Source organism: uncultured Alcanivorax sp. (genome assembly GCF_947258575.1).
Lineage (GTDB): Bacteria > Pseudomonadota > Gammaproteobacteria > Pseudomonadales > Alcanivoracaceae > Alcanivorax.
Map to the genome: position 1 here is coordinate 24,260 of NZ_CAMYIV010000007.1, position 22,415 is coordinate 46,674.

Here is a 22,415-nt window from a genome sequence, read left to right on the forward strand (position 1 = left end):
TTTCCTTACGGCACCCGATTGCGAACGGTCACAGTGCTACTCATTCCCTGGCGCAGAAAACCATCGGTGAAGTTTTCAACCGTTCCATTGAAAACCAGGTTTTGTCCAGCATCTGAATCCACCAAGGCATCACTATCGCCACGCATCAGCATATCCACTCGCACAGCAATCACATTTTCCCAACCAATCGCTGCGTTGGCATCAATCTGCTGGGCAGTTTGGTAGGCGCCATCCAGATCACCATCGCCATCAATATCTGCGCCATAGGTAAGGCGGAATTGCTCCACCCCACCCAGCAATTCCTCACCCGGGTCCGTGCCCAGTTTGCGGAATAAAGCAGGCGCACCATCCACACCTTCTGCAACGTAGTAGATAATGTTCATCATTCGCGAAACTGTTGCGCCCTGGCCATAATTGCTACCCAGATCTTTAGTGCTGTTGCCCGGCGAAACACTTCCGCCCGTATTGTGAGTAATGGAAGTGTTATTTCCTCCGGGCGAGCTGGAGAGCTGGACAATAGTGGCGTTTGTGCAATCGGACACCACCACAATGTCTTCTTTCTTCAGATCATGGTCTTTCAAAACCAGGGTGTTCGCAGGGTTTGCCTGGTCTCGAAATGGCGGACGCAAATCTACAGAGCCGTCACCGGCCCTGCGAAGCATGACTACATCCGTATTAGGCGTCAGATCACCCAGATCAAGTCCTAGAGGAATAACGCCGGACAAAGTTCCAGCTCCATCAACGTATAAACCGGTAATCGCCTCCCCTCCCAGGTTATAGGCATATTGGTCCGGGTTATTGAGATTGTTTCTTACTTCCAGGTTACGGCTACACCCCATATAACCTGCCATACGAAGGTCTTGGGTGAGGAACTGAAAAGAAAAGCGACCATTTTCCTGCAATTCGGCCAGCTCACTTTGCAGCTGATAGGCCTGACGGTTACTGATAAAGATCTGCACTACACCGGCCACCAGCAGGGAGCTGACCACCAGGGCCACCATAATTTCGACCAGGCCAATCCCTTTCTGTCTGTTTGGCTGCATCAACATCTGGAGCTGCTCCTATAATTCAACCTGCACGGTCACAGTCCGCACCGGGTCACTATTTTCATCATCTTCCCAGCGCTCGTCGTACCAGCTGACAGTGACCGTAGCGATGCCATCATCAACATCAACCGACGCCCCTGTTCCAGCTGCCGCATCCTGTGGCAGCATTGCAGGAGCTGTATTGCCATCATCCGTCATGCCGCAAAGAACATTCAGCCAGGCCGCCAGATCGGTATCAGCCACGCTATTACCTCCGGGAATGTCCTGGCAGCCATCACTGTCATGGTTGTAGTCGCCCGCCAGCGCCGCCTGCCGATTTGCCCTCATGCGATCAATAATTTCATAGGCCAGGTAGGTGGCCTGAGAGGACTGTCTGGCACTGACATTCATCTGCACGCTCAACGTCTGCATACCCGCAATGCCTAATAGCCCAACAGACAGGATGAGCAACGCCACCAACACTTCAATCAAACTGAAACCGCTATTGCGCGTCATCATCAGCAGCCCCCTGAATTCATTGAGGTTCGGCCACCTGCGGTAACGCTCAAGGTTCGCGAGCCCTCGCTACCACAATCGCTGCGCTTTATGGTGAGCGTTTCCAATCCGCCACCTCGCCGCCCCTGATGCGTGAACACGAAATGTCCTGCCGTAGACGAATCTATTGCCGTATCAGAAGTGTCTGTACGCAAAACCTCACCGGCATCCAGAGAACCATCTGCATCTTCATCCGCGAAAACGATCCAGCCTCGACCCCATTCACCATCACAGCTGACACCGTCACTGCTACCGCACATTCTCACGATCTGCCCCCTGGCTAAGGCCTCACCGCGGGCGTATTGCACCCCCCCCAGCAGACTGTTGCCCTGACTCACCATCTGGCCATTGCGGATCATGCTCCCGAGTTGCGGCATCGCAAACCCCACCACAACGGCAACCACGGCAATCGTGATCATGAGTTCAATCAATGTGAATCCTCGTTGCCTATCTCTGAAAGCCGGCACAGCAGTTTGCTCCCATTCCATTTACCGGTTCACTTTAGCCCCCCCACTCACGCAAACAAGTGCACTGGGGACTAACGGAGCTTCGTCGGTAATGAACGGTATAAGCCGCTGAAAAATAATAGTTTTTGGTACTTTCTGGTGTGATATCTCTCACACTTTAATACTAGCCAGAAAGGGATTAAGACCAAGAAAAAAAGGTCATGCGCATAAACGGCATCGAACGGCAGGAAAACCGGGACCGGCGTACCGGCACACCACACAAACGGCCAACGGACATTGCGAGGACACACCTGCAAAACCAAAGGAAGCGCGGAAGGACAGCAAGGAAGCACCGACTCCTGAGGTCACTCACGGTGCAGAGTCGGAGACACTGATGCTCAAGGCTTCAGGCAGAGCGAATAGCGCGAGCGGTCGTACCTAAGAGCGCAGCGCCTTGGGCATGGAGAAACGAATGTTCTCTTCGCGGCCGGGGATTTCCTCGGCGTCGGAGCCGCCCAGGGATTTGAGGGTGGTGATGACCTGCTGGACCAGCTCTTCAGGAGCGCTGGCGCCAGCGGTGACGCCGACGGCGGTTTTGCCCTTGAGCCAGGCAGGGTCGATCTGGGAGGGGTCGTCGAGCAGGTGGGCTTCGGCGCCGCAGCGCTCGGCCAGCTCCCGCAGACGGTTGGAGTTGGAGCTGTTCACCGAGCCCACTACCAGCACCAGGCCGCATTCCAGGGCCAGCTGGCGCACGGCGTCCTGACGGTTGGTGGTGGCGTAGCAGATATCCTCACGCTTGGGACCAAGGATATTGGGAAACCGCTGGCGCAGGGCATCGATGACCCGGGCGGTATCATCCACGCTGAGGGTGGTCTGGGTCACGAAGGCCAGGGTGTCCGGGTCACGGACCTGAAGCGTCGCCACATCCGCCTCGTCTTCCACCAGATAGATATCGCCGCCATTGGCCTTGTCGTACTGACCCATGGTGCCTTCCACTTCCGGGTGGCCGGCATGGCCAATGAGAATGCTCTCGCGGCCTTCGCGGGCGTAGCGGATCACTTCCATATGGACCTTGGTGACCAACGGGCATGTAGCGTCGAACACCTTCAACTGGCGGCGCTCTGCTTCCTGCTGCACGGCCTGGGATACGCCATGGGCGCTGAAGATGACGATGGCGTCATCCGGCACTTCGTGGAGCTCTTCCACAAACACCGCCCCGCGCTGACGCAGATCGTCCACCACATAACGGTTGTGGACCACCTCGTGGCGCACATAGATCGGCGGTCCGAACACTTCCAGCGCCCGGTTGACGATATCGATGGCGCGATCCACCCCGGCACAGAAGCCACGGGGGTTGGCGAGTCGGATTTGCATAGGGAGTCCTGCGTAACTGATGCGACCATTGTAACCGGGAAAGACCTCGATCTGCGACCATGGCCAATGCCATCCAGCAGACCAGCCCCTCCCCGTCCGGCATCAATTCAGAGTAACGGGTTGCTCCGGCGCATAGCGTTCCACAGCGATGATCTCCACCTCAAAGGTTAGATCCCGCCCGGCCAGAGGGTGGTTGAAGTCCACATAGACCCAGCCATCCTCCTCCTTGCTGATCACCCCCGGCAACTCTCCACCGGCGGCATCGGCAAAGCTGAGCACCATGCCCGGCTCGAGGGTGTCGTACTGGGCAAAGGTATCCCGGGTGAAATGCTGCACATTGTCGTCGTTGTAATCGCCGAAAGCCTTGTTCGCCTCCAGGAAAACGCTTCGGCGATCACCGACCTTGAGGCCGCGCAAGGCATTCTCAAAGCCTGGCAGCAGGGATTCGTCACCCCAGACAAAGGCCGCCGGCTCACCGCCGAAGGTGGAATCCAGCTCGGTGCCATCCATCAGACGCACCGCAAAGTGCAGAGTGATACGGGTTTCCGGGCCCGCGCGGAGAATCTCAGTCATGCTTTTTCGCTCCCAGGAGCATATCCAGCAGTATCAGGCCGGCGCCGATGGTAATGGCGGTATCGGCGATATTGAAGGCCGGGAAGTGACTGTTACCCCAGTAGAAATCCAGAAAATCCACCACATGCCCCAGCACCAGCCGGTCGTAGAAATTACCCAGGGCCCCGCCCAGAATAAGCGCCAGCGCTACGCCCTGCAGTTTCTCGGCAGCAGTGAGGCGGGTCAGCCAGACCAGGATCAGTACCGAGGCACCCAACGCAATGGCCGTAAAGAACCAGCGCTGCCAGCCCCCCGCATCCGCCAGAAAGCTGAATGCCGCACCGGGGTTATAGGCCAGAGTCAGATTAAAGAACGGCATCACTTCCAGCCGCTCGTAGAGATCAAACCGGGCGACCACCATATGCTTGGTGATCTGGTCCAGGGCAATCACCACACCGGTGAGCCACAACCAGATCAGCTGCCCCGGCAGCAGCCGCTTGCTGCTTTCAGAAGATGAGGTATCTGCCGCCTTAGGCATAACGTCGCACCTCACCCTCGCCATCCACGTTCGTCACGCAACGGCCACACAACTCCGGATGCTCCGCATGGGAGCCCACATCCGGCTGGTGGTGCCAGCAACGCGCGCACTTGCCATACTCACTGGCCAGCACCTGCACCTTCAAGCCGCTCACCGCCGTGTCTTCCAGCTCGGCAGGCGCCTCGCCCAGAGACTTGAGGGTGGCCGCAGAGGTGATGGTGACAAAGCGCAGCTCATCACCGAGACGATTCAGCAGGGTCCGCTGCCCATCATCCACATAGAGCACCACCTCGGCACCGAGCCCGCCCTTGATCAGCTTGTCGCGGCGGGCATTCTCGATGGCCTTGTTCACCGCCTGCTTCACGTCCTGCACCTGCTGCCAGAAGGCGCGATCCATATCCGCATCGGTAAGGGCGAAAAGCCCCGTATACCACTCCGCCAGGAACACGGAATCGAGACGCTCGCCGGGCAGGTTTTCGTAGATTTCCTCGGCGGTGAAACTGAGCACCGGCGCCATCCAGCGCACCAGCGCCTGGGCGATATGATAAAGGGCCGTCTGGCAGGAGCGACGCGCCACGGAATCCGCCTGGGTGGTGTACTGGCGATCCTTGATGATATCCAGGTAGAAGCCACCCAGATCCAGGGCGCAGAAATTGTGCAGCTTCTGGTAGACCTGATGGAAATGGTAGCCGTCGTACAACCCCTGAATCTCTTCCTGCAGTTGCAGGGCGCGATCGACGATATAGCGATCCAGCGCCAGCATCTGCTCCGGCTCAAGCGCATCGGCAGCCGGGTCGAAACCGCTCAGGTTGGAGAGCAGGAAACGGCTGGTGTTACGGATACGGCGATAGCTGTCGCCCATCTGCTTGAGGATGTCCTTGGACACGGACATCTCACCACGATAATCGGTGGCCGCCACCCACAGGCGCAGGATATCGGCGCCCAGATCATTCCACACTTCCTGGGGCGCGATCACATTGCCGACGGATTTGGACATCTTGCGGCCCTGCTCGTCCACGGTGAAGCCATGGGTCAGCACGGTTTTGTAAGGTGCCGCATCGCGAACCGCCAGGCTGGTCAGCAAGGACGACTGGAACCAGCCACGGTGCTGGTCGGAGCCTTCCAGATACAGGTCCGCCGGTGTTTCCAGCTGTGGGCGCTGATCCAGCACGCAGTAATGGGTGACGCCGGAATCAAACCACACATCCAGGGTATCGGTGACCTTGCTGTACTGGTCCGCCTGCTCGCCGAGCAGCTCGGCGGGCGCCAGATCGAACCAGGCATCAATGCCTTCCTGTTCCACCCGCTGAGCCACCTGTTCGATCAGTGCCGGGGTATCCGGGTGCAGTTCACCGGTTTCCTTGTTCACGAACAGCGCAATGGGCACGCCCCAGGTGCGCTGGCGGGAGATACACCAATCCGGGCGATCGGTGAGCATGCCTTCGATGCGCGCCTTGCCCCACTCCGGCAGCCACTGCACCTTGTCGATTTCCTGACGGGCGCGAGGCAATAGCCCGGCCTTGTCCATGGAAACGAACCACTGGGCGGTGGCGCGGAAGATCAGTGGCGTCTTGTGGCGCCAGCAATGCGGGTAGCTGTGCTCGATTTTTGCCAGCTTCACCAGGGCACCGCTTGCCTGCAATGCCTCGATCACCGGCTCGTTGGCCTTGCTCACATGCACGCCACCGACCACCGGCAGGTCGTCACGGAACAGGCCGCTGTCCAGCACCGGGCTGATCGGGTCCAGATCGTATTGCTGGCCCACCACAAAGTCGTCCGCACCGTGGCCGGGCGCCGTGTGCACCAGGCCGGTACCGGCATCGGTGGTCACGTGCTCACCGAGAATCACCGGCACCTGGGCGCCCAGGAACGGATGCTGCAAAGCCAGCATTTCCAGCTTGTCGCCTTGCACGGTGGCAGAGCGGGACACGCTTTCCATGCCCCAGCGCTCCACCAGATCGTCCGCCAGCGCCTCGGCCACCAGCAGCTCACGATGCTGGCCATCCAGCTCGCCGCTGAGCAGCACATAGTCCAGCTGCGGATGCACCGCCACCGCCCGGTTCGCGGGTATGGTCCAGGGCGTGGTGGTCCAGATCACCAGCGCCGGCGCGGTGGCCTCGATGCCAGAGCGGGCGGCAAAGTCCGCCACGTCCACCACGCTGAACGCCACATCGATGGCCGGGGAAGTCTTGTCGTAGTATTCCACTTCCGCTTCCGCCAGGGCGGAGGCGCAATCCAGGCACCAGTGCACCGGCTTGAAGCCCTGCTGCAGGTGGCCGTTGTCAACGATCTTGCCCAGGGAACGGATGATGTTCGCCTCGAAGGCGTAATCCATGGTCAGGTAGGGATTGTCCCAGTCACCGAACACACCCAGGCGCATGAAGTCCGCCTTCTGGCCATTCACCTGCTTGCTCGCGTATTCGCGACACTTCTTGCGGAAGGTACCGGCATCCACCTTGTGGCCGGCCTTGCCGACCTTCTTTTCCACCATCAGCTCGATGGGCAGACCATGACAATCCCAGCCCGGCACATAGGGGGCGTCAAAGCCGGCCAGGGTGCGGGACTTGACGATCATGTCCTTGAGGATCTTGTTCACCGCATGGCCGATATGAATGTCGCCGTTGGCGTACGGAGGGCCATCGTGAAGAATGAACTTGGGACGGCCGGCAAAGGCCTCACGGATCTTCTGGTAGAGCTGCTTTTGCTGCCACTCTTTCAGACGCGCCGGTTCGCGCTGGGACAAGCCGGCTTTCATGGGAAAGTCGGTTTGGGGAAGATTAAGCGTTGCCTTGTAGTCCGTCATAGTCCCGTCTTAGATAATCCCGTCTTTTCAAAGTAGTCCCGGACCGCTTGCACGTCCTGCCAGATGGCAGTCTTGAGCTGATCCAGATCCGCGAATTTCTCTTCCGCCCGAACGTAATGGCGAAAGGCAACCGTCAAATGCTTGCCGTACAGACTGTCCTTGCCAACACCCGCGTCGCTGTAGTCGAGCAGATGCACTTCCAGGCGATTTTCCGTGCCGTTCACCGTGGGCCGATCGCCCATGTTGGCGGCGCCGACCTGACTCGTTAGCCCGGCGCCACTGACCGTCACCGCAAATACCCCCGCCAGCGGCGAGTGCAGACGCTTGAGCGCCAGATTCACCGTGGGCAGATCCAGGGTGCGACCGATCTTGTCGCCATGACGCACCCGACCACTGATGGCAAAGGGGCGACCCAGTAAGGTTTCCGCCAGGGCAAAATCACCGGCACTGAGCGCCGCGCGAACCCGGGTGCTGGACACCCGCTCGCCGTGGATTTCGCAGGTGGCGGTGTCGGTCACAGCGAAACCGAACTGCTCGCCGGCCTGCTGCAGGTAGGCGAAATCCCCGTCGCGGCCACAGCCGAAACGGAAATCATCCCCCACCACCAGGTATTCCACTCCCAGTCCGTCCACCAGCAGGGATTTCACAAAGGCCTCGGCGGTCAGGGAGCGAAACCGCTCGTTGAACCGCACACACAGCACCTGATCCACCCCCGCGTCACGCAGGGCAATCAGCTTGTCGCGCAGGGACATGAGCCGGGCCGGCGCCTGCTGCGGCGCAAAAAATTCCTGAGGTTGCGGCTCGAACAGCATCACCGTGGCCTTCAGGCCACGGCGGCGGGCTTCTGAGATCACCTGATCCAGAATCCGCTGATGCCCCTGATGCACCCCATCGAAATTGCCAATGGTGGCCACGCAGCCGCGATGCCTGTCGCGCAGATTGTGAATGCCGCGAATCAGTCGCATCTCATCCTCGTCTCAAAAGACGCCCGATTATACAGGCTCGCCCATGGTTTTGTATGCGCCCGTGACAGCGACCGGCGGGAAAAACGGTTAACCGGCAAAGACATGGCACTCACAGGGAGTAAAGACAGCGCCCTTTGCACCTCTTGCCGGAAATCAGCGGCGCAAATGACGTGGGCGCAGCCCCAGGAGCAGCAGGCTAATCCCGTAAATCGCCAGCCCTGAAGCCACGATCAAGCTGAGCCAGCCGACCCGGTTCCACACCCCGGCCTCGGTCCAGGCCTGGGTCTGCAACGACAGCCAGTACGTGACCGCCGCCATGGCCGTACCGGCAAAGATTATCCGAGCCCAGAGCAACAGCCAGCCCTTGAGCGGCTGATACACTCCGGCCCGGCGCAGCCCCAGGTATAACAACCCGGCGTTGAGCCAGGCCGATAGCGCCATGGCCGTGGCCAGCCCCACATGGCGCCACTCCCACACCAGCATGGCGCCAAACGCCATATTCGCCAGCATGGCGATCACGCCGATCTTCACCGGGGTGCGGGTATCCTGACGAGCATAAAAGCCCGGCGCCAGCACCTTGATCAGCATGGCCGCCAACAGGCCGGTACTATACGCACGCAGAGACTCCGCGGTTTTCGCCACATCAAAGGCGGTGAATTCGCCGTACTGGAACAGCGTGGACAACAACGGCTCAGCCAGTACCGCCAACGCCAATGCCGCCGGCAGACCAATCAACAGCACCATGCGAATCGCCCAGTCCAGGGTGCGGGAAAACGCCTCACCAGAAGCATCCACATGTTTGCTGGACAGGCTGGGCAGGATCACCGTGCCGATGGCCACCGCGAAAATGCCCAGCGGCAGCTCGATCAGCCGGTCGGTATAGTAGAGCCAGGTCACCGACCCGGTTTCCAGCAGCGATGCCAGCACTGTATTGACCAGGGAGTTGAGCTGATAGACCGACGCCCCGAACAGGGCCGGGATCATCAATGTCATGATCTTGCGCACCCCCGGGTCCGACCAGCCCATACGCGGCACCGGCATCAGGTTCAACCGCGCCAGAAACGGTAGCTGGAACAACAACTGCGCCACCCCGGCGATCAACACCCCCCAGGCCAGCGCCACCGCCATCCGATCTTCGGCAAACTGCGGCGCCAGGAACAGGGCGCAACCGATCAGGCTCAAGTTCAACAACACCGGCGTAAAGGCCGGCACTGCAAAGCGGTTCCAGGAATTGAGAATGCCGCCGGCAAAGGCGGTCAGGGAAATAAAGAATAGATAAGGAAAGGTCAGCCGCAGCATTTCCACGGTCAGCGCCCGTTTCACCGGGTCATCGCCAAAACCCGGAGCGAACAGCCAGACCACCCCTGCCGCCGCCAGCATCCCCACCAGCGTGATCAACGCCACCACGGTTCCCAGGGTCCCGGCTACCCGGTCCACCAACAGCTTGGTGGCCGCCATGCTGCCTCTGCTGCGATACTCGCTGAGCACCGGCACAAACGCCTGGTTAAAGGCCCCTTCGGCAAAAAGACGACGGAAGAAATTAGGGATTTTCAGGGCAACGAAGAAGGCATCGGCCCCGGCGGAAGCCCCCAGCATACGGGCGATCACCACATCCCGAACCAGCCCGAGCACCCGCGACAGCATGGTCATGGTCGCCACCAGGGCGGTGGAGGCCATTAAACCGGCTTTTTTCGGGGTCTTTTCTGTGGGTTCGGTCATGATGCCTCCAGCAAACCGGGCAAGAGTAAACAAAGGCTGCCCAAACCGCCAGAATGATGATTTCCGCCCCCACATACCATTGACATCGGGCCGCCGGATCGGCATAGTTGCGCGTCTTTAGACCATGACCCGCGTGTTTTTTGATCACAACAGGTAGGGTCGGCCTCAGCGGCCAGTGTCACAACCCGAATTTGACCTTCGAATTTAAAGTATAGGAGCAGGACCTTGGCTAACTCACCGCAAGCACGCAAGCGTGCGCGTCAGGCGGAAAACCGCCGTCAGCACAACGCAGCGATGCGCTCCATGGTGCGCACATACCTGAAAAAGGTGAACGCGGCTATTGCGTCCGGCGACCAAGGCAGCGCTCAGGAAGCTTATACCCAGGCGGTGTCTGTGCTGGATAAAGCCACCCGCAAGGGTAAGTTTCACCCGAACAAGGCCGCTCGCCACAAGAGCCGCCTGAACGCCAAGATCAAGGCGATGGCTGCCTGAGTCTGACGCGCTCGCGTTAAAAAAACCGGCCATTGGCCGGTTTTTTTATGCCCAAAAATCAGTGGCGAGCTGCAAGGAGCCAGTTTCAACAATCCATACCGGTTTTGGTTTTGCCTGCCGCTCCTCGTTGCCTCTCACTTCCACCACGTCAGCCGGCGTCAAACACCACCATATTATCCCGGTGGATCAGCTCCTCTTCATTCATGAAGCCCAGCACATCGGCAATCTCTGCGCTTTTCTTGCCACAAATTCGACGGGCGTCGGCAGCATCATAATTGGCCAGACCACAGCCGATACGCTCGCCCTGCTCGCTTTCACAGGCCACCATTTCTCCTCGGGAGAACTGGCCGAACACATCCACCACACCCACCGGCAGCAGGCTGGAGCCGCCATCCCGGATACGGCGCACCGCCCCGGCATCCAGCACCACACGACCACGCATCTGCAGATGCCCGGCCAGCCACTGCTTGCGGGCATTCATGGGCGAGGTATCCGGCAGCAAGGTGGTGCCGGGCCCTTGCCCCTGGGCCAGCTCTGCCAATACCTGCGGGCTGCGGCCGGAGGCAATGGTTGTCGACGCCCCGGAGCGGGCAGCCAGCTTGGCGGCACGCACCTTGGTGGCCATGCCGCCACGCCCCAATAATCCGCCACCGCCAGCGACGCGGGCAATATCCGGGTCCGACGCCCGCGCTTCGCGGATCAATTTGGCACCGGGGTTGCTGCGAGGGTCGGCATCGAAGAGGCCATCCTGATCGGTAAGGATCACCAGCCGGTCCGCCTCGATCAGATTCGCCACCAGCGCCGCCAGGGTATCGTTGTCGCCAAAGCGAATTTCATCGGTGACCACGGTGTCGTTCTCGTTCACCACCGGCACCACCGAAAAACCCAACAGGGTCAGCAACGTGGAGCGGGCATTGAGATAGCGCTTGCGATCAGACAAGTCATCATGGGTGAGCAGCACCTGGGCGGTGTGCAGATTGTGCTTCTGAAAGCGCGACTCCCAGGCCTGCACCAGCCCCATCTGGCCCACCGCAGCCGCGGCCTGCAACTCGTGCACGGAATCCGGACGGGAGGCCCAGCCCAGCCGGGTCATCCCTTCTGCAACGGCACCGGAGGATACAATCACCACTTCGATGCCCTGCTCACGCAGCGCCACCATGCGGTCCACCCAGGACTGCATCAACGCACAATCCAGCCCCTTGCCGTCATTGGTCAGCAGGGCACTGCCTATCTTGATTACCCAACGCTGGCGATCCGCCACACCCGCTCCTTAATCACACCTGATCAGGGTTCGTAAACCACTTCCACATCGTGGTCATCATCATCGTCATCGTCGCTATCATTCTGGCGAGCTCGACGCGCATCCGCCTTGAGCTCCTGCACCTTCTCCCGGGCCTCTTCTTCCAGGCGGGCGCGCAGATCCTGCTGAGCAGCGGCATAATCCGGGTCTTCCTGCTCCAGCCGGCGACGATCCTCAATGGCGTTCATCAGGGCGTAGACCAGGTCTTCGCAGCCCACCCCCGCAGCAGCAGAAATGCGGAACACCGGACCCTGCCAGCCCAGCTCCTCAACGATGGCATCCGCCTGCGCCTGCGCTTCATCATCCGCCAGCAGATCAATCTTGTTGAACACCAGCCAGCGCTCCTGTTCGGCCAGAGCAGGAGAAAAGCGGTCCAGCTCGTCGGCAATGGCATCAATGTGATCTGCCGGACTACTGCCATCCATTGGCGCCAAATCCACCACGTGCAGCAGCAAGCGGGTGCGCGCCAGATGCTTGAGGAAACGAATCCCCAAACCCGCCCCTTCTGCGGCCCCTTCGATCAGGCCGGGAATATCAGCGACCACAAAACTGCGATGGCGATCCGCCTTCACCACGCCAAGATTGGGCACCAGGGTGGTAAACGGATAATCCGCCACCTTGGGTTTGGCGGCAGAAATGGCCCGGATCAGGGTGCTCTTGCCCGCATTGGGCATGCCCAGCAGCCCCACATCCGCCAGCACTTTCAATTCCAGGCGCAGGCGACGGGATTCACCCGGCTTGCCCTTGGTGATCTTGCGCGGCGCCTGATTGGTACTGCTCTTGAAATGGATGTTACCCAGACCGCCGCGACCACCCAGAGCAATCATCACCGGTTTTTCCGGATCGGTCAGATCCGCCAGCACCTCATCAGTATCCACATCGACGATGGTGGTACCCACCGGCACCAGCAACACGACGTCGTCGGCGGATTTGCCGGTCATCTGCCGGCCCTTGCCGCCCTCGCCGTTACGGGCTTTGAAATTGCGGTCGTAACGGTAATCCACCAGGGTATTCAGATTGGTGTCCGCCTTCACCAGCACACTGCCGCCGGCACCGCCGTCGCCACCATCCGGGCCGCCGAATTCCACGTATTTTTCGCGCCGGAAACTCAGACAGCCATCACCGCCCTTACCGGCGTGAACTTCAATGGTGGCTTCATCGACAAATTGCATTGGGGGACACTCTATTACTGGATGGATGCCATTGTAGGGCAGCACACGGGCCACTAACCACAATGTCCTGGATCTGTTCGCGCGCTTTTGCCCACGCCGCCTGCAGGCAGCCTGACACAAAAAAGCCCCGCGGGCAGGAGCCTCGCGGGGCTTTTTCTGACCCTTTCGGATCAGGCCACGGGCTCGATCACCACAAACTTGCGGCTCAGCGGACCCTTGGTTTCGAACTTAACGCGACCAGCTTCCTTGGCAAAGATGGTGTGGTCTTTGCCCATGCCGGTGTTACCACCAGCGTGGAATTTGGTGCCACGCTGGCGAACGATGATTTCACCAGCGCTAACCACTTGACCGCCATAGCGTTTCACGCCAAGGCGTTTACTTTCCGAATCGCGTCCGTTCTTAGTACTACCACCGGCTTTCTTATGTGCCATGTCTCAATCCTCTCTTCAAATGTCTAAGGATCAGCCCTGGATCCCGGTGATTTTCACCGCCGTGTACCACTGGCGATGACCTTGAGTCTTGCGGGAGTGCTTGCGGCGACGGAACTTCACAATCTTGATCTTCTTGTGACGGCCCTGCTCCAGCACTTCAGCGGTTACCTTGGCGCCATCCAGCATCGGCTGGCCGACTTTCACGTCATCGCCGTTGGCAACCAGCAGCACCTGGTCGAAATCCACGGATTCGCCGGTGGCCACTTCAATTTTCTCGATGCGCACAACATCGCCTTCTTCAACGCGATACTGCTTGCCACCGGTTTTAATTACTGCGTACATGCATGTGCTCCAGCACGACTCCACTCAGGCGGACGACTCCAGTTCAGAAGCATCGTCACTTGCAGGCCAGGCAGAGGATGAAATTGGGTCGCGAAGTGTACGTGAAACACCGCCCCTGAACAAGCCCTGATTCTGCCCGCTGCCGCGGCCTTCACAGGGAATGGGCTTTCCTTGACTAGCCGCCAGCCACTGCTAGCATTGCCCGCTGTTGCGCCCACCTTCTGTCTGGACACAAGTGCATGGATTTCAAGGCCATTTATGCTGTCGTCGAAGATGACTTCGCGGCGGTGAACCAGTTTATCAACCACCACCTGGATTCCAATGTCCCGCTGATCCGCGAGGTGGGGGATTATATCGTCCAGTCCGGTGGCAAACGCCTGCGTCCGCTGGTGTCCATCCTGTGTGCCCGCGCCTCGGGCTATCATGGCGAGCGCCATGTGGATGTGGCCGCCATTATCGAGTTCCTGCATACCGCGACCCTGCTCCACGACGACGTGGTGGACGAGTCCAACCTGCGTCGCGGACGCCCCACGGTCAACGCCGTATGGGGCAATGCCGCCAGTGTACTGGTGGGCGATTTCCTGATTTCACGCGCCCTGCAGCTAATGGTGGGCCTCAGGCACTCGCGGTTGCTGGATATTTTCTCCCAGAGCACCAATACCATCTCCGAGGGTGAGGTGCTGCAGCTGATCAATGTGCGCGACCCCAACACCAGCGAAGACAACTACATGCGGGTGATCCACCACAAGACCGCCAAGATGTTTGAATCGGCGGCGGAAACCGGCGCCGTTCTGGGGGCCGACGAAAACACTGACTTCGTGGATGCCTTCGCCGCCTACGGCCGCCATCTGGGCATTGCCTTTCAGCTTATCGACGATGTGCTGGACTACCAGGGCGAAGCCAACGAGCTGGGCAAGAATGTGGGCGACGACCTGGCCGAGGGCAAACCCACCCTGCCGCTGATCTACACCATCGCCAACGGCAGTGCGGAGCAGGCCAAACTGATCAAGGATGCCATTCGCAACGGCGGCCTGGACCATCTGCAGCATATTATTGAAACCGTTCAGGCCAGCGGTGGTCTGCAATATACGGTGGACAAGGCCGCCGAGCATACGCGCCTGGCCCTGGACGCCATCGCTGCGGTGCCGGCCTCCCCTTACAAGGAGACCCTGTTCACCCTGGCGGAAGAATCTCTCAAGCGGACCTATTGAAAACCGCAACAGGCAACACGCTGCACGAAATATTGATGCGCCGCGTGTTGGCTCAACCTGTCACCAAGGAGTCCCTATGTTACGCGCTGTGCTAGTTCTTGCCCTGAGTGCCACCTTTGCCGGCTGCGCCCTCAGCCCGCAGATGATTGACGTCAAACCGGTTGCCGATGTGGAGGCCACCAATGTTGGCCAGAATCAGCCCGTGCAGGTTCTGGCGGTGGATTCCCGTGACCAGGAAGCCTTCGGCACCCGCGGCGGCGTGTATAAAAACACCGCCCTGGTGCGCCCCGCCAATGATGTAAAAAGCGCTATCGAAGATGCCATTCGCAAAGGGCTGCAAACCCAGGGCTTCAATGCCTTCAACCCCGGCGAAAATGCCACTCGCCTGGAGGTTCGCCTGGAACAGCTGGACTATGTGCCCGAAGAAGGCTCAGTGGTCAATGAAGTGACCCTGACTCTCACCCTGCTGGCCGAAGCCAGCCGCGGCGACGTGCTTCACACCGGCACCTACAAAAGCAGTGTGGTTCATGACCTGCCTCTGACCCCCTCGGCCAGTCGCAACCAACAGATGGTTAACGACATTCTCAGTGGCGCCATCAACCGCCTGCTCAAGGATCCGGAAATGCTGGCATTTCTGGCGGGTAACGATCAGCCCTGATGTCCGCTAACCGTGTTGCCATCCACTATTGCAGCCAGTGCAACTGGCTGCTGCGCAGCGCCTGGTACGCGCAGGAATTGCTGACCACCTTCAGCGACGAACTGGATGAAGTGGCCCTGCAACCGGGCACTGGCGGAACGTTTCGCATCGAAGCTAATGGCCAGCCGATCTGGGAACGCAAGACAGATGGCGGTTTTCCGGACATTACCGAGTTGAAGCGACGGGTGCGGGATGTGGTCTGCCCGGAGCGGGAGCTGGGGCATATTGATCGCAAGGACGCCTGATACCCACTACTCCACTGAGCGTCGCGGACAACGCGATAACCAGCGCCGCAAAACACTTTCTACAACGCTGCTGTAGGAGCTCCTACAGCAGCTTCGAAACAGCTCAGGCCAACATGATCCTGGCTATCGCGCCGCCAGCGACGCTCCTACGGCAACGCCGGGTCAACCTCACAGGGGCGGGCTATTCATTCTCCGGCCGCACATCTACTTGCGGCTCTTCACTGTCGAACGGCACCGCCACCGTAAACAGCAACGGCTGGCAGCACACCTGACAGTCTTCCACGTATTCCTGCTCCGCCACCGACGTATCAATCAGCACCTCGATGGGCTCCCAGCAATGAGGGCATTGCACGGTCACCGGTACCAGTCCCGCCATAAGCTAGCCCCCCTCCGCGATGGTCAGCCCCTGCAGCCACTGCGGCGCCTCCCCTTCTGCCCAGGGTTCAGGCTGGCCCTGACCCCAGACCGGACCGGGCCAGCAGGGATCTCCCTCAAAGCGGGCGATGATATGAATATGCAGTTGCGGCACCATATTGCCCAGAGCGCCGATATTGATCTTGTCCGCCCCGGTCACCCGCTCCAGCTCCGCCGCCAGGCCATTGACCTGTTGCAGTAGCAACTGCTGCTCCGTCCTGGGCAAATGATGCCATTCGCGCAGACCATCACGCTTGGGCACCACGATCAGCCAGGCAAAGCGCCGGTCATTCATCCAGCGCAGCCAGCACAAGTCGGTTTCCCCCAGGTCACGGGTATCAGCAGCAAGACGGGGATGCAGTGTGGCCATGATGTCTCCTTGATGGACAACAACGCGCAACACGCTTCACGCAACTCCCTGCGTGAAACATGCAGCGTTTCTTATCGATAATCTGAAGGGCTGCGCAGAGTCCAGCGCCGAAACGCCCGGGCAAAATTGGAGGCATCGGAATAACCCAGACTCATGGCAATCTCGTCCACGGTCTTATCTGTCTGGGTCAGGTACTCCACCGCCAGGCCCTTGCGCAAACCATCCAGCACCTCCTGGTAACTGGTACCCAATTGCTGCAGCTTGCGCTTTAGGGTCCGTGAAGACATATGTAGCTCACTGGCCACCTCTTCCACCCCGGGAAAACGCCCACCACCGCCCAGAATGATCCGCCGCACCTGGCCAAGCAGCGCCGGCGGCGCCTTGATGGAGGCCATCTCCTGCTCACACTGGTCCGCTGCCATGCGCGCCAGGCGCGGGTCGGCAAACTGCAGCTCATAGTCCAGACGCTCCACCGGAAAGCGCATTTGATTGTAGGCACAATCGAAATAGACCGGCACCGGCATCACCGGGCGCATGCGCGCAAAGTACTCCGGTTCCGGGTAGGTAAAACGCAGCTCGCCAATAATCTCCATGTCCGGCAACAACTTCTGGCCCATGAAGTGAAAACTGGCGAACAGGCTTTCCATCATTACCGGCGCCAACCCACCCAGCGCCAGCAACTCATCGATCTGCATCACCGCCATGTCGCCATCGGTGAAAATATCCAGCTGTACCAGGGTGCTGCGGGTACGGAAGTATTTCACCGCCAGCTCCATGGCCTCGCCGAGGGTGGCACTGCTCATGGCGGCATAACCAAGAAACCCGTGGGAGGAAATCGTCATGGCGGCGCCCAACTCCCAGCCCAGCCAGGGTTCACCGCTAAGCTGGATACCGCGCATCACGACCCTTTCAAAATCCTGGGCGGTTACCCGCGCCTTTGGATCGCGCCAGCAACCGGGCTCAATGGCGGTGTCGGACAGCAATACCTCATTGGCAATGCCCCGTCTGGACATCACATCCAGAAAAAGGGCCAGGTATTCGGCGGAGACCGAGTACTCCGCAGGGTCCATTTTTAGTATTGTCATGGCTGTTTCCTGCTGATGCCGTCTATGGCCCCAAATGACCGAAAGAAGCAACCATAACGTTACGCCCTGCCGCTGACAAGTAACTCTCGTTCACTTGATGGCGCCAACCCCGGGAGAGCACCATGTCCACCGCCAACCTCAAAGGCAAAACCCTGTTTATCACCGGCGCCAGCCGTGGCATCGGCAAGGCGATTGCCTTGCGCGCGGCCCGTGACGGCGCCAACGTCGTCCTGTTTGCGAAAACCACAGAGCCCCACCCCAAACTACCGGGCACCATCTATACCGCGGCCGAGGAAATCCGCGAGGCGGGTGGCACAGCCCTGCCCTGCGTGGGGGATATTCGCTACGAGGAACAGCTGCAGGCCGCCGTGGACCAGGCCGTAGACACCTTTGGCGGCATCGACATTCTGGTCAACAATGCCAGTGCCATCTCCCTGACCGGCACCGAAGCCACCACCATGAAGTCCTACGACCTGATGCATCAGATCAACAGTCGCGGCACCTTCATGGCCAGCAAGCTGTGCCTGCCCCATCTGAAGAAAGCCGCCAACCCGCACATCCTCAACCTGGCCCCGCCACTGAACATGGCACCCCACTGGTTTGGCCGCCACGTGGCCTACACCATGGCCAAGTACGGCATGAGCCTGTGTGTACTGGGGATGGCCGACGAATACGCCGGCAAGGTAGCGGTAAATGCCCTGTGGCCGAAAACCGTCATCAATACCGCTGCAGTACAGAACCAGCTGGGCGGCGCGCCCACCGTCAAGGCTGCTCGCCAGCCATCGATCATGGCCGATGCGGCCTGGGCCATCCTCACCAGACCGGTAGCCGACGCTAGCGGGCACTTCTTTATTGATGAGGAGGTACTACGCGATGCCGGCATCAGCGATCTCAGCGGCTATCGGGTGGACCCGGATCTGGACGATGACAAGCTATTGCCGGATTTCTTTCTGGATTGACAGGAAAGGAGGGTTACCAAAATTGTCACTTGCTGCCGGGTTCCGCCCATTTCACCGTGACTTTTTTCACATTTCCTCCGTAACCCTTTGAGCAAAAACAATAAAAATATTTTCACAATGCTGGCACGGTTCTCGCTTTGCTAACTCCAAGCGAGAGAGAACATGCCATGAGCAAGATTCTGAGATTACGAAAACTGCGCCCGACAACGGCACTGGAAAACCTGAACCGGCTCACCGGTCTGGATTTTCAGAGCTTGCCGGAGTCCCTGGTGAACCGTGACGGCACGGCGTCCACGGAACAGGACGACCTGGAGGGCAGGCTGGATTTTCCGCAGCGCGTCAGCCGGCAGGGCTGACGCGTTTATTTTTTGGCTACAGCCAACACAGCACAAGGCCGCCACGGCCATCGGCCCGGAGCAGCCAACTTATCCATCTTCCTGTCTGATCAGTAGTTGGAAATCAGCTTATCGGACGATTTCAGTGCGGCGCCACGACGCTGCATGAACAGCTCTTCCACCACATGGGTCATGGCCGGCTCGCTGAGCCGCAGGGAGATCTGCACCTGCTCCACATCCGCGGTCAGCTTCAGGCGAATACTCCCGGACAACAGGGCACTACCCTCGCCCCCAACGTCAGCAGTATCCACCAGCACAGCCCGGTCGGCCTTGCTGTCCATGTAACGCACTACCAACTGCACCTTGCCTGCGGCCCCGGCAATACGGACCCAGGAGGCCACGTTGAATTCCGCTTCCCACTGGCGGGCACGAGCCGGTCGACCATCAGCCCAGATCCGCGAGGGCACTTTGGCGATGAATTTTTCTATCATTATGTTCTCTCTTGCCGGTACAGTCTTTTTAGCCAGTGTACGCATGAGAATAAAGCACGACCATGCGGAGTTTGGCGTACTGACTTTGATGGATATCACATCCTGAAGGTTCCTTCCCTCTGAGTAGATGTCCAATTGTTGGACAGTTAGCCGCCCTCTCTTCTCCCTGAATCCTTACTCTTTATCCCACGCAGCGCACGTAGCCGCTGCAACAAATTCTTTTTTACACCGGACAACGTAAAGGAATCATTGATCATGGGCGAGCTGAAAGATCTGCGCGAACAAAGCGAAACTCTGGTAAACCGTGCCAAAGAACTGGGCAACAAACTGTATCTGGCCGGCCTGGGTGCTTACGAGAAGGCTGAAGAAGGCTCTGAAGAGCTGCTGAACAAGTATGTTGAAGCCGGCACCGAAGCTTTTGGTGAAGACGCCGAAGGCAAGCCCAAGGCCCTGCTGGCCAGCCGTGGCGCCCTGCTGGCTGCCCGTCAGCTGCTGGACACCGCTCCGGAAAAGCGTCAGGCCCTCTACGAGAAACTGGTAGAAGCCGGCAAGAAAGAGCGCGGCGAGAAAGCTGAAGAAACCAACGAATTCGTGCTGGCCGGCCTGGGCGCCGTAGCCTCCGCACGTGAAGAAGGCGAGAAACTGTTCAACGAACTGGTTTCTGCCGGGGAAAAACGTAGCTGATTCTGTTTCCCTGATTCTGTTGTACTCTCCTTTGGGGCCTGATTTGGGCCCCTTTCTTTTGCCTGCTATTTAGCGAAAAACCACCCCTCACCCTCCTCTTTATGGCTTCATCCCACCATGTACACCCTGCCGGACAAGCGCTAGAGTCTGATAGCACCTGCTGACTCGGTCACAACGTGCCGAGAATGACTATCCCACAGCGTTACCCGAGGACTCCATGGCTGACGACCGTCGTCGCAAGCGCCCCACCACTGCCACCGGCCGCCTGTTCCGGCTGACCGGCATGACCACCTCCATTGCCACCCGCGTCGCCGGCCATCAGGTCAAAGGGCTGTTCCAGTCCGACATTGCCAAGGCCGCAGACCGGGAAAAACTGCTTCAGCATATCGGTCGGGAGGTGGCTGCCACCCTCGGGGAGATGAAAGGCGCGGTGATGAAGGTGGGGCAGATCGCCTCGCAGATGCAGGACATTCTGCCCAAGGAAATCAGCGATCAGCTCAAGGTATTGCAGAACGCCTCGGCGCCCATGCCCTTCCATGTGATTCGCCGCCAACTGGAGCGGGAGCTTGGCGGCACCCTGGATCAGCTGTTTGCCGATTTTGAGGAAACGCCGTTTGCCGCCGCCTCCATCGGCCAGGTACACCGCGCCACGACCCATGATGGCGACAACGTGGTCGTCAAGGTTCAGTACCCGGCAGTGAAGGAATCCATTGATTCCGACATGAAACACCTGCGTCGCATCCTGCGCCTGGGCAGCCTGCTCAAGGTTGACGAGGCCGCCCTCGATGCGGTGTTCCGGGAAATCCGCAACCAGCTCCATGAAGAGCTGGACTACCGACAGGAAGCCGGCAATCTGAAACACTTCCGGGATTTCCATCATGACCAGCCCTGGCTGGTCATCCCGCAGGTGTTCGATGAGTTATCCAGCGAAAAGGTACTGACCCTTAGCCAGGAAACCGGTATTGCGCTGGACCAGGTAGATGACGATCACGGCTTTGATCAGGCTACCCGCAACCTGCTTGGCGAGCGCCTTTTCGACGCCCTGGGCCAGCAGATTTTCCAGTTACGGGCAGTCCACTGTGATCCGCACCCGGGCAACTTTGCCTTTCGCCCGGATGGCACCATCGTGATTTACGATTTCGGTGCGGTAAAACGGTTGCCTCCCCAGGATGCAGACTTGCTGCGAAACATCGTCCGTAGCGCGCTGAACCAGCAATGGGAACATCTGGATACCCTGCTGCTGCAACTGGGCGCTCGCAAAAAAGATACCCAAGTCAACGGCCAGTTCTATGCCACCTGGATTGCCTTGCTGCTACGTGCCTTCGATGACAAGCCCTACGATTTTGGCCGCTCGGAACTGCACACCGACATCCTCCGCCAGGTAAAACGCACGCCCCTGGATCAGATGCTGAAATTCCAGCCGTCCTCACGCAGCCTGCTGATTGAGCGAGTGGTCAGCGGCCACTACTGGACGATGATGAAACTGGGCGTCAATACCGCGTTCCGACCTAACCTGGAAAGGGCATTGGAAGTGACGCCGGACCGCTGACGCCCGGCTCCGCCTTAAAACGCGGAACGCAACCCGACGCTGACCCCGGAAATTTCTTCCTCATCGGTGTCCACATAACGCATGTATTCCAGATTGGCACCCAGGGTATCGGTCAGGTTGAAATCAAGCCCGGCACCCCAGGATTCATCCTCGAAAGTCTCTGTGTCACTGAAGGCATAATTGACCCCCGCCACCGAACCGCTGGCGGAAACTTCACCCTTGACCTTGCTGTAGCCACCGATCACATAGGGGCGCAGGGTTTCACCCACCGGCGCACCCAGTTTCACGTAGCCGCCGTAAAGGTGATCCATCTCGAAATCGACAATGCCTCGCGAATCCTTGTCGAAACCCATGCCACCCCGCGCCTCGAGTGCCAGGAAGTCGGTAAACTCGAAACCGGCACGAATCGTGGCCGCATCAATTTTCAGAGTATCGCTGTCTATTTCCTCGTTGTCATACTGAATCTGGCTGTAGTTACCACCAACGTATGGGCCAGCCGCAAAAGCACCCGAGGCAGCGATCAGGGAGCAGGACGCCACCAGAACATTACGCATCATCACTTTCATACAACTCTCCTTTTCCGTTTAATCACAAGTTTCGAGACGCTGTCCGGCGCACAGTTCCGGGTAATCCGGTAAACTCTGTAAAATGTGTCGAAAGC

The 22,415-nt window shown here is 59.3% G+C and carries 26 protein-coding genes; 8 read left to right on the top strand and 18 right to left on the bottom strand.

What is annotated here, in order from left to right:
• Nucleotides 1–5 precede the first annotated feature (5 nt).
• The 9 genes from Q0Y02_RS07865 to murJ all read right to left on the bottom strand — a co-directional run bounded on the left by Q0Y02_RS07865 (nucleotide 6) and on the right by murJ (nucleotide 9,977).
• Nucleotides 6–1,049, bottom strand: coding sequence for a PilW family protein (locus Q0Y02_RS07865; RefSeq protein ID WP_297766757.1), 1,044 nt, complete (start codon nucleotides 1,047–1,049; stop codon nucleotides 6–8).
• Nucleotides 1,050–1,061: 12 nt separating this feature from the next.
• Entirely contained in the window at nucleotides 1,062–1,544 is a 483-nt protein-coding gene (pilV, locus tag Q0Y02_RS07870) for a type IV pilus modification protein PilV (RefSeq protein WP_297766759.1), read from the bottom strand.
• Complete coding sequence (locus Q0Y02_RS07875; protein ID WP_297766761.1) at nucleotides 1,544–2,068, bottom strand: GspH/FimT family pseudopilin; 525 nt, start codon at nucleotides 2,066–2,068, stop codon at nucleotides 1,544–1,546. Before Q0Y02_RS07875 ends, pilV begins: the two co-directional genes overlap by 1 nt.
• Before the next feature lie 396 nt (nucleotides 2,069–2,464).
• Nucleotides 2,465–3,400, bottom strand: a complete 936-nt coding sequence (gene ispH, locus Q0Y02_RS07880; protein WP_297766762.1) for a 4-hydroxy-3-methylbut-2-enyl diphosphate reductase — start codon at nucleotides 3,398–3,400, stop codon at nucleotides 2,465–2,467.
• Nucleotides 3,401–3,502: 102 nt separating this feature from the next.
• A complete protein-coding gene (locus Q0Y02_RS07885; RefSeq protein ID WP_297766763.1) occupies nucleotides 3,503–3,973 on the bottom strand; it encodes a peptidylprolyl isomerase in 471 nt (156 codons plus the stop codon).
• On the bottom strand, nucleotides 3,966–4,490 hold the full coding sequence (gene lspA / locus Q0Y02_RS07890; RefSeq protein WP_297766764.1) for a signal peptidase II: 525 nt from the start codon (nucleotides 4,488–4,490) through the stop codon (nucleotides 3,966–3,968). Before lspA ends, Q0Y02_RS07885 begins: the two co-directional genes overlap by 8 nt.
• Nucleotides 4,483–7,293 (bottom strand): isoleucine--tRNA ligase, encoded by a 2,811-nt coding sequence (gene ileS / locus Q0Y02_RS07895; protein ID WP_297766766.1) that lies wholly within the window; start codon nucleotides 7,291–7,293, stop codon nucleotides 4,483–4,485. The genes lspA and ileS overlap by 8 nt, the downstream gene beginning before the upstream one ends.
• Nucleotides 7,290–8,258, bottom strand: coding sequence for a bifunctional riboflavin kinase/FAD synthetase (ribF, locus tag Q0Y02_RS07900; protein WP_297766768.1), 969 nt, complete (start codon nucleotides 8,256–8,258; stop codon nucleotides 7,290–7,292). Before ribF ends, ileS begins: the two co-directional genes overlap by 4 nt.
• Before the next feature lie 153 nt (nucleotides 8,259–8,411).
• Complete coding sequence (gene murJ / locus Q0Y02_RS07905) at nucleotides 8,412–9,977, bottom strand: murein biosynthesis integral membrane protein MurJ (RefSeq protein WP_297766770.1); 1,566 nt, start codon at nucleotides 9,975–9,977, stop codon at nucleotides 8,412–8,414.
• 225 nt (nucleotides 9,978–10,202) lie between these two features.
• On the opposite strand from murJ, the gene rpsT reads away from it, so the two are divergent.
• Nucleotides 10,203–10,469 carry a 30S ribosomal protein S20 gene (rpsT, locus tag Q0Y02_RS07910; RefSeq protein ID WP_035250031.1) on the top strand — a complete coding sequence of 89 codons (267 nt, stop codon included), beginning with the start codon at nucleotides 10,203–10,205 and terminating at the stop codon, nucleotides 10,467–10,469.
• 148 nt (nucleotides 10,470–10,617) lie between these two features.
• Here rpsT and proB read toward each other — a convergent pair whose 3' ends face one another.
• From proB to rplU, 4 genes are all read right to left on the bottom strand, one after another.
• The gene (proB, locus tag Q0Y02_RS07915; RefSeq protein WP_297766773.1) at nucleotides 10,618–11,730 is read right to left on the bottom strand and encodes a glutamate 5-kinase; all 1,113 of its coding nucleotides are present in this window, start codon (nucleotides 11,728–11,730) and stop codon (nucleotides 10,618–10,620) included.
• 23 nt (nucleotides 11,731–11,753) lie between these two features.
• On the bottom strand, nucleotides 11,754–12,941 hold the full coding sequence (gene cgtA, locus Q0Y02_RS07920; protein ID WP_297766775.1) for an Obg family GTPase CgtA: 1,188 nt from the start codon (nucleotides 12,939–12,941) through the stop codon (nucleotides 11,754–11,756).
• 170 nt (nucleotides 12,942–13,111) lie between these two features.
• The gene (rpmA, locus tag Q0Y02_RS07925) at nucleotides 13,112–13,372 is read right to left on the bottom strand and encodes a 50S ribosomal protein L27 (RefSeq protein ID WP_297766777.1); all 261 of its coding nucleotides are present in this window, start codon (nucleotides 13,370–13,372) and stop codon (nucleotides 13,112–13,114) included.
• Nucleotides 13,373–13,402: 30 nt separating this feature from the next.
• Nucleotides 13,403–13,714 carry a 50S ribosomal protein L21 gene (gene rplU / locus Q0Y02_RS07930; protein ID WP_297766779.1) on the bottom strand — a complete coding sequence of 104 codons (312 nt, stop codon included), beginning with the start codon at nucleotides 13,712–13,714 and terminating at the stop codon, nucleotides 13,403–13,405.
• A gap of 239 nt (nucleotides 13,715–13,953) precedes the next feature.
• On the opposite strand from rplU, the gene Q0Y02_RS07935 reads away from it, so the two are divergent.
• The 3 genes from Q0Y02_RS07935 to Q0Y02_RS07945 all read left to right on the top strand — a co-directional run bounded on the left by Q0Y02_RS07935 (nucleotide 13,954) and on the right by Q0Y02_RS07945 (nucleotide 15,867).
• Nucleotides 13,954–14,925, top strand: a complete 972-nt coding sequence (locus Q0Y02_RS07935) for a polyprenyl synthetase family protein (RefSeq protein WP_297766781.1) — start codon at nucleotides 13,954–13,956, stop codon at nucleotides 14,923–14,925.
• Between the two features lie 76 nt (nucleotides 14,926–15,001).
• Nucleotides 15,002–15,583 (top strand): YajG family lipoprotein, encoded by a 582-nt coding sequence (locus tag Q0Y02_RS07940; RefSeq protein ID WP_297766782.1) that lies wholly within the window; start codon nucleotides 15,002–15,004, stop codon nucleotides 15,581–15,583.
• The gene (locus tag Q0Y02_RS07945) at nucleotides 15,583–15,867 is read left to right on the top strand and encodes a SelT/SelW/SelH family protein (protein WP_297766783.1); all 285 of its coding nucleotides are present in this window, start codon (nucleotides 15,583–15,585) and stop codon (nucleotides 15,865–15,867) included. Before Q0Y02_RS07940 ends, Q0Y02_RS07945 begins: the two co-directional genes overlap by 1 nt.
• 181 nt (nucleotides 15,868–16,048) lie before the next feature.
• Here Q0Y02_RS07945 and Q0Y02_RS07950 read toward each other — a convergent pair whose 3' ends face one another.
• The 3 genes from Q0Y02_RS07950 to Q0Y02_RS07960 all read right to left on the bottom strand — a co-directional run bounded on the left by Q0Y02_RS07950 (nucleotide 16,049) and on the right by Q0Y02_RS07960 (nucleotide 17,736).
• Nucleotides 16,049–16,243: a CPXCG motif-containing cysteine-rich protein gene (locus Q0Y02_RS07950; RefSeq protein WP_035250019.1), complete on the bottom strand. Its 195-nt coding sequence runs from the start codon at nucleotides 16,241–16,243 to the stop codon at nucleotides 16,049–16,051.
• A gap of 3 nt (nucleotides 16,244–16,246) precedes the next feature.
• The gene (locus tag Q0Y02_RS07955; protein WP_297766786.1) at nucleotides 16,247–16,651 is read right to left on the bottom strand and encodes an HIT family protein; all 405 of its coding nucleotides are present in this window, start codon (nucleotides 16,649–16,651) and stop codon (nucleotides 16,247–16,249) included.
• A gap of 71 nt (nucleotides 16,652–16,722) precedes the next feature.
• The gene (locus tag Q0Y02_RS07960; RefSeq protein ID WP_035250015.1) at nucleotides 16,723–17,736 is read right to left on the bottom strand and encodes an AraC family transcriptional regulator; all 1,014 of its coding nucleotides are present in this window, start codon (nucleotides 17,734–17,736) and stop codon (nucleotides 16,723–16,725) included.
• A 122-nt stretch (nucleotides 17,737–17,858) separates the two neighbouring features.
• Between Q0Y02_RS07960 and Q0Y02_RS07965 the strand changes: the two genes are divergently transcribed.
• Nucleotides 17,859–18,695, top strand: coding sequence for an NAD(P)-dependent oxidoreductase (locus tag Q0Y02_RS07965; protein WP_272961453.1), 837 nt, complete (start codon nucleotides 17,859–17,861; stop codon nucleotides 18,693–18,695).
• 167 nt (nucleotides 18,696–18,862) lie between these two features.
• Nucleotides 18,863–19,051: a hypothetical protein gene (locus tag Q0Y02_RS07970; RefSeq protein WP_035250012.1), complete on the top strand. Its 189-nt coding sequence runs from the start codon at nucleotides 18,863–18,865 to the stop codon at nucleotides 19,049–19,051.
• An 89-nt stretch (nucleotides 19,052–19,140) separates the two neighbouring features.
• On the opposite strand, the gene Q0Y02_RS07975 is transcribed toward Q0Y02_RS07970, so the two are convergent.
• Complete coding sequence (locus Q0Y02_RS07975; protein WP_035250009.1) at nucleotides 19,141–19,521, bottom strand: hypothetical protein; 381 nt, start codon at nucleotides 19,519–19,521, stop codon at nucleotides 19,141–19,143.
• 255 nt (nucleotides 19,522–19,776) lie between these two features.
• Here Q0Y02_RS07975 and Q0Y02_RS07980 point away from each other — a divergent pair, with 255 nt between their 5' ends.
• Together Q0Y02_RS07980 and Q0Y02_RS07985 are read left to right on the top strand one after the other, a co-directional pair.
• On the top strand, nucleotides 19,777–20,205 hold the full coding sequence (locus Q0Y02_RS07980; protein ID WP_272961451.1) for a hypothetical protein: 429 nt from the start codon (nucleotides 19,777–19,779) through the stop codon (nucleotides 20,203–20,205).
• Between the two features lie 217 nt (nucleotides 20,206–20,422).
• Nucleotides 20,423–21,754, top strand: coding sequence for an AarF/ABC1/UbiB kinase family protein (locus Q0Y02_RS07985; RefSeq protein WP_297766789.1), 1,332 nt, complete (start codon nucleotides 20,423–20,425; stop codon nucleotides 21,752–21,754).
• Nucleotides 21,755–21,768: 14 nt separating this feature from the next.
• Here Q0Y02_RS07985 and Q0Y02_RS07990 read toward each other — a convergent pair whose 3' ends face one another.
• Nucleotides 21,769–22,320 carry a porin family protein gene (locus tag Q0Y02_RS07990; protein ID WP_273010081.1) on the bottom strand — a complete coding sequence of 184 codons (552 nt, stop codon included), beginning with the start codon at nucleotides 22,318–22,320 and terminating at the stop codon, nucleotides 21,769–21,771.
• Nucleotides 22,321–22,415 lie beyond the last annotated feature (95 nt).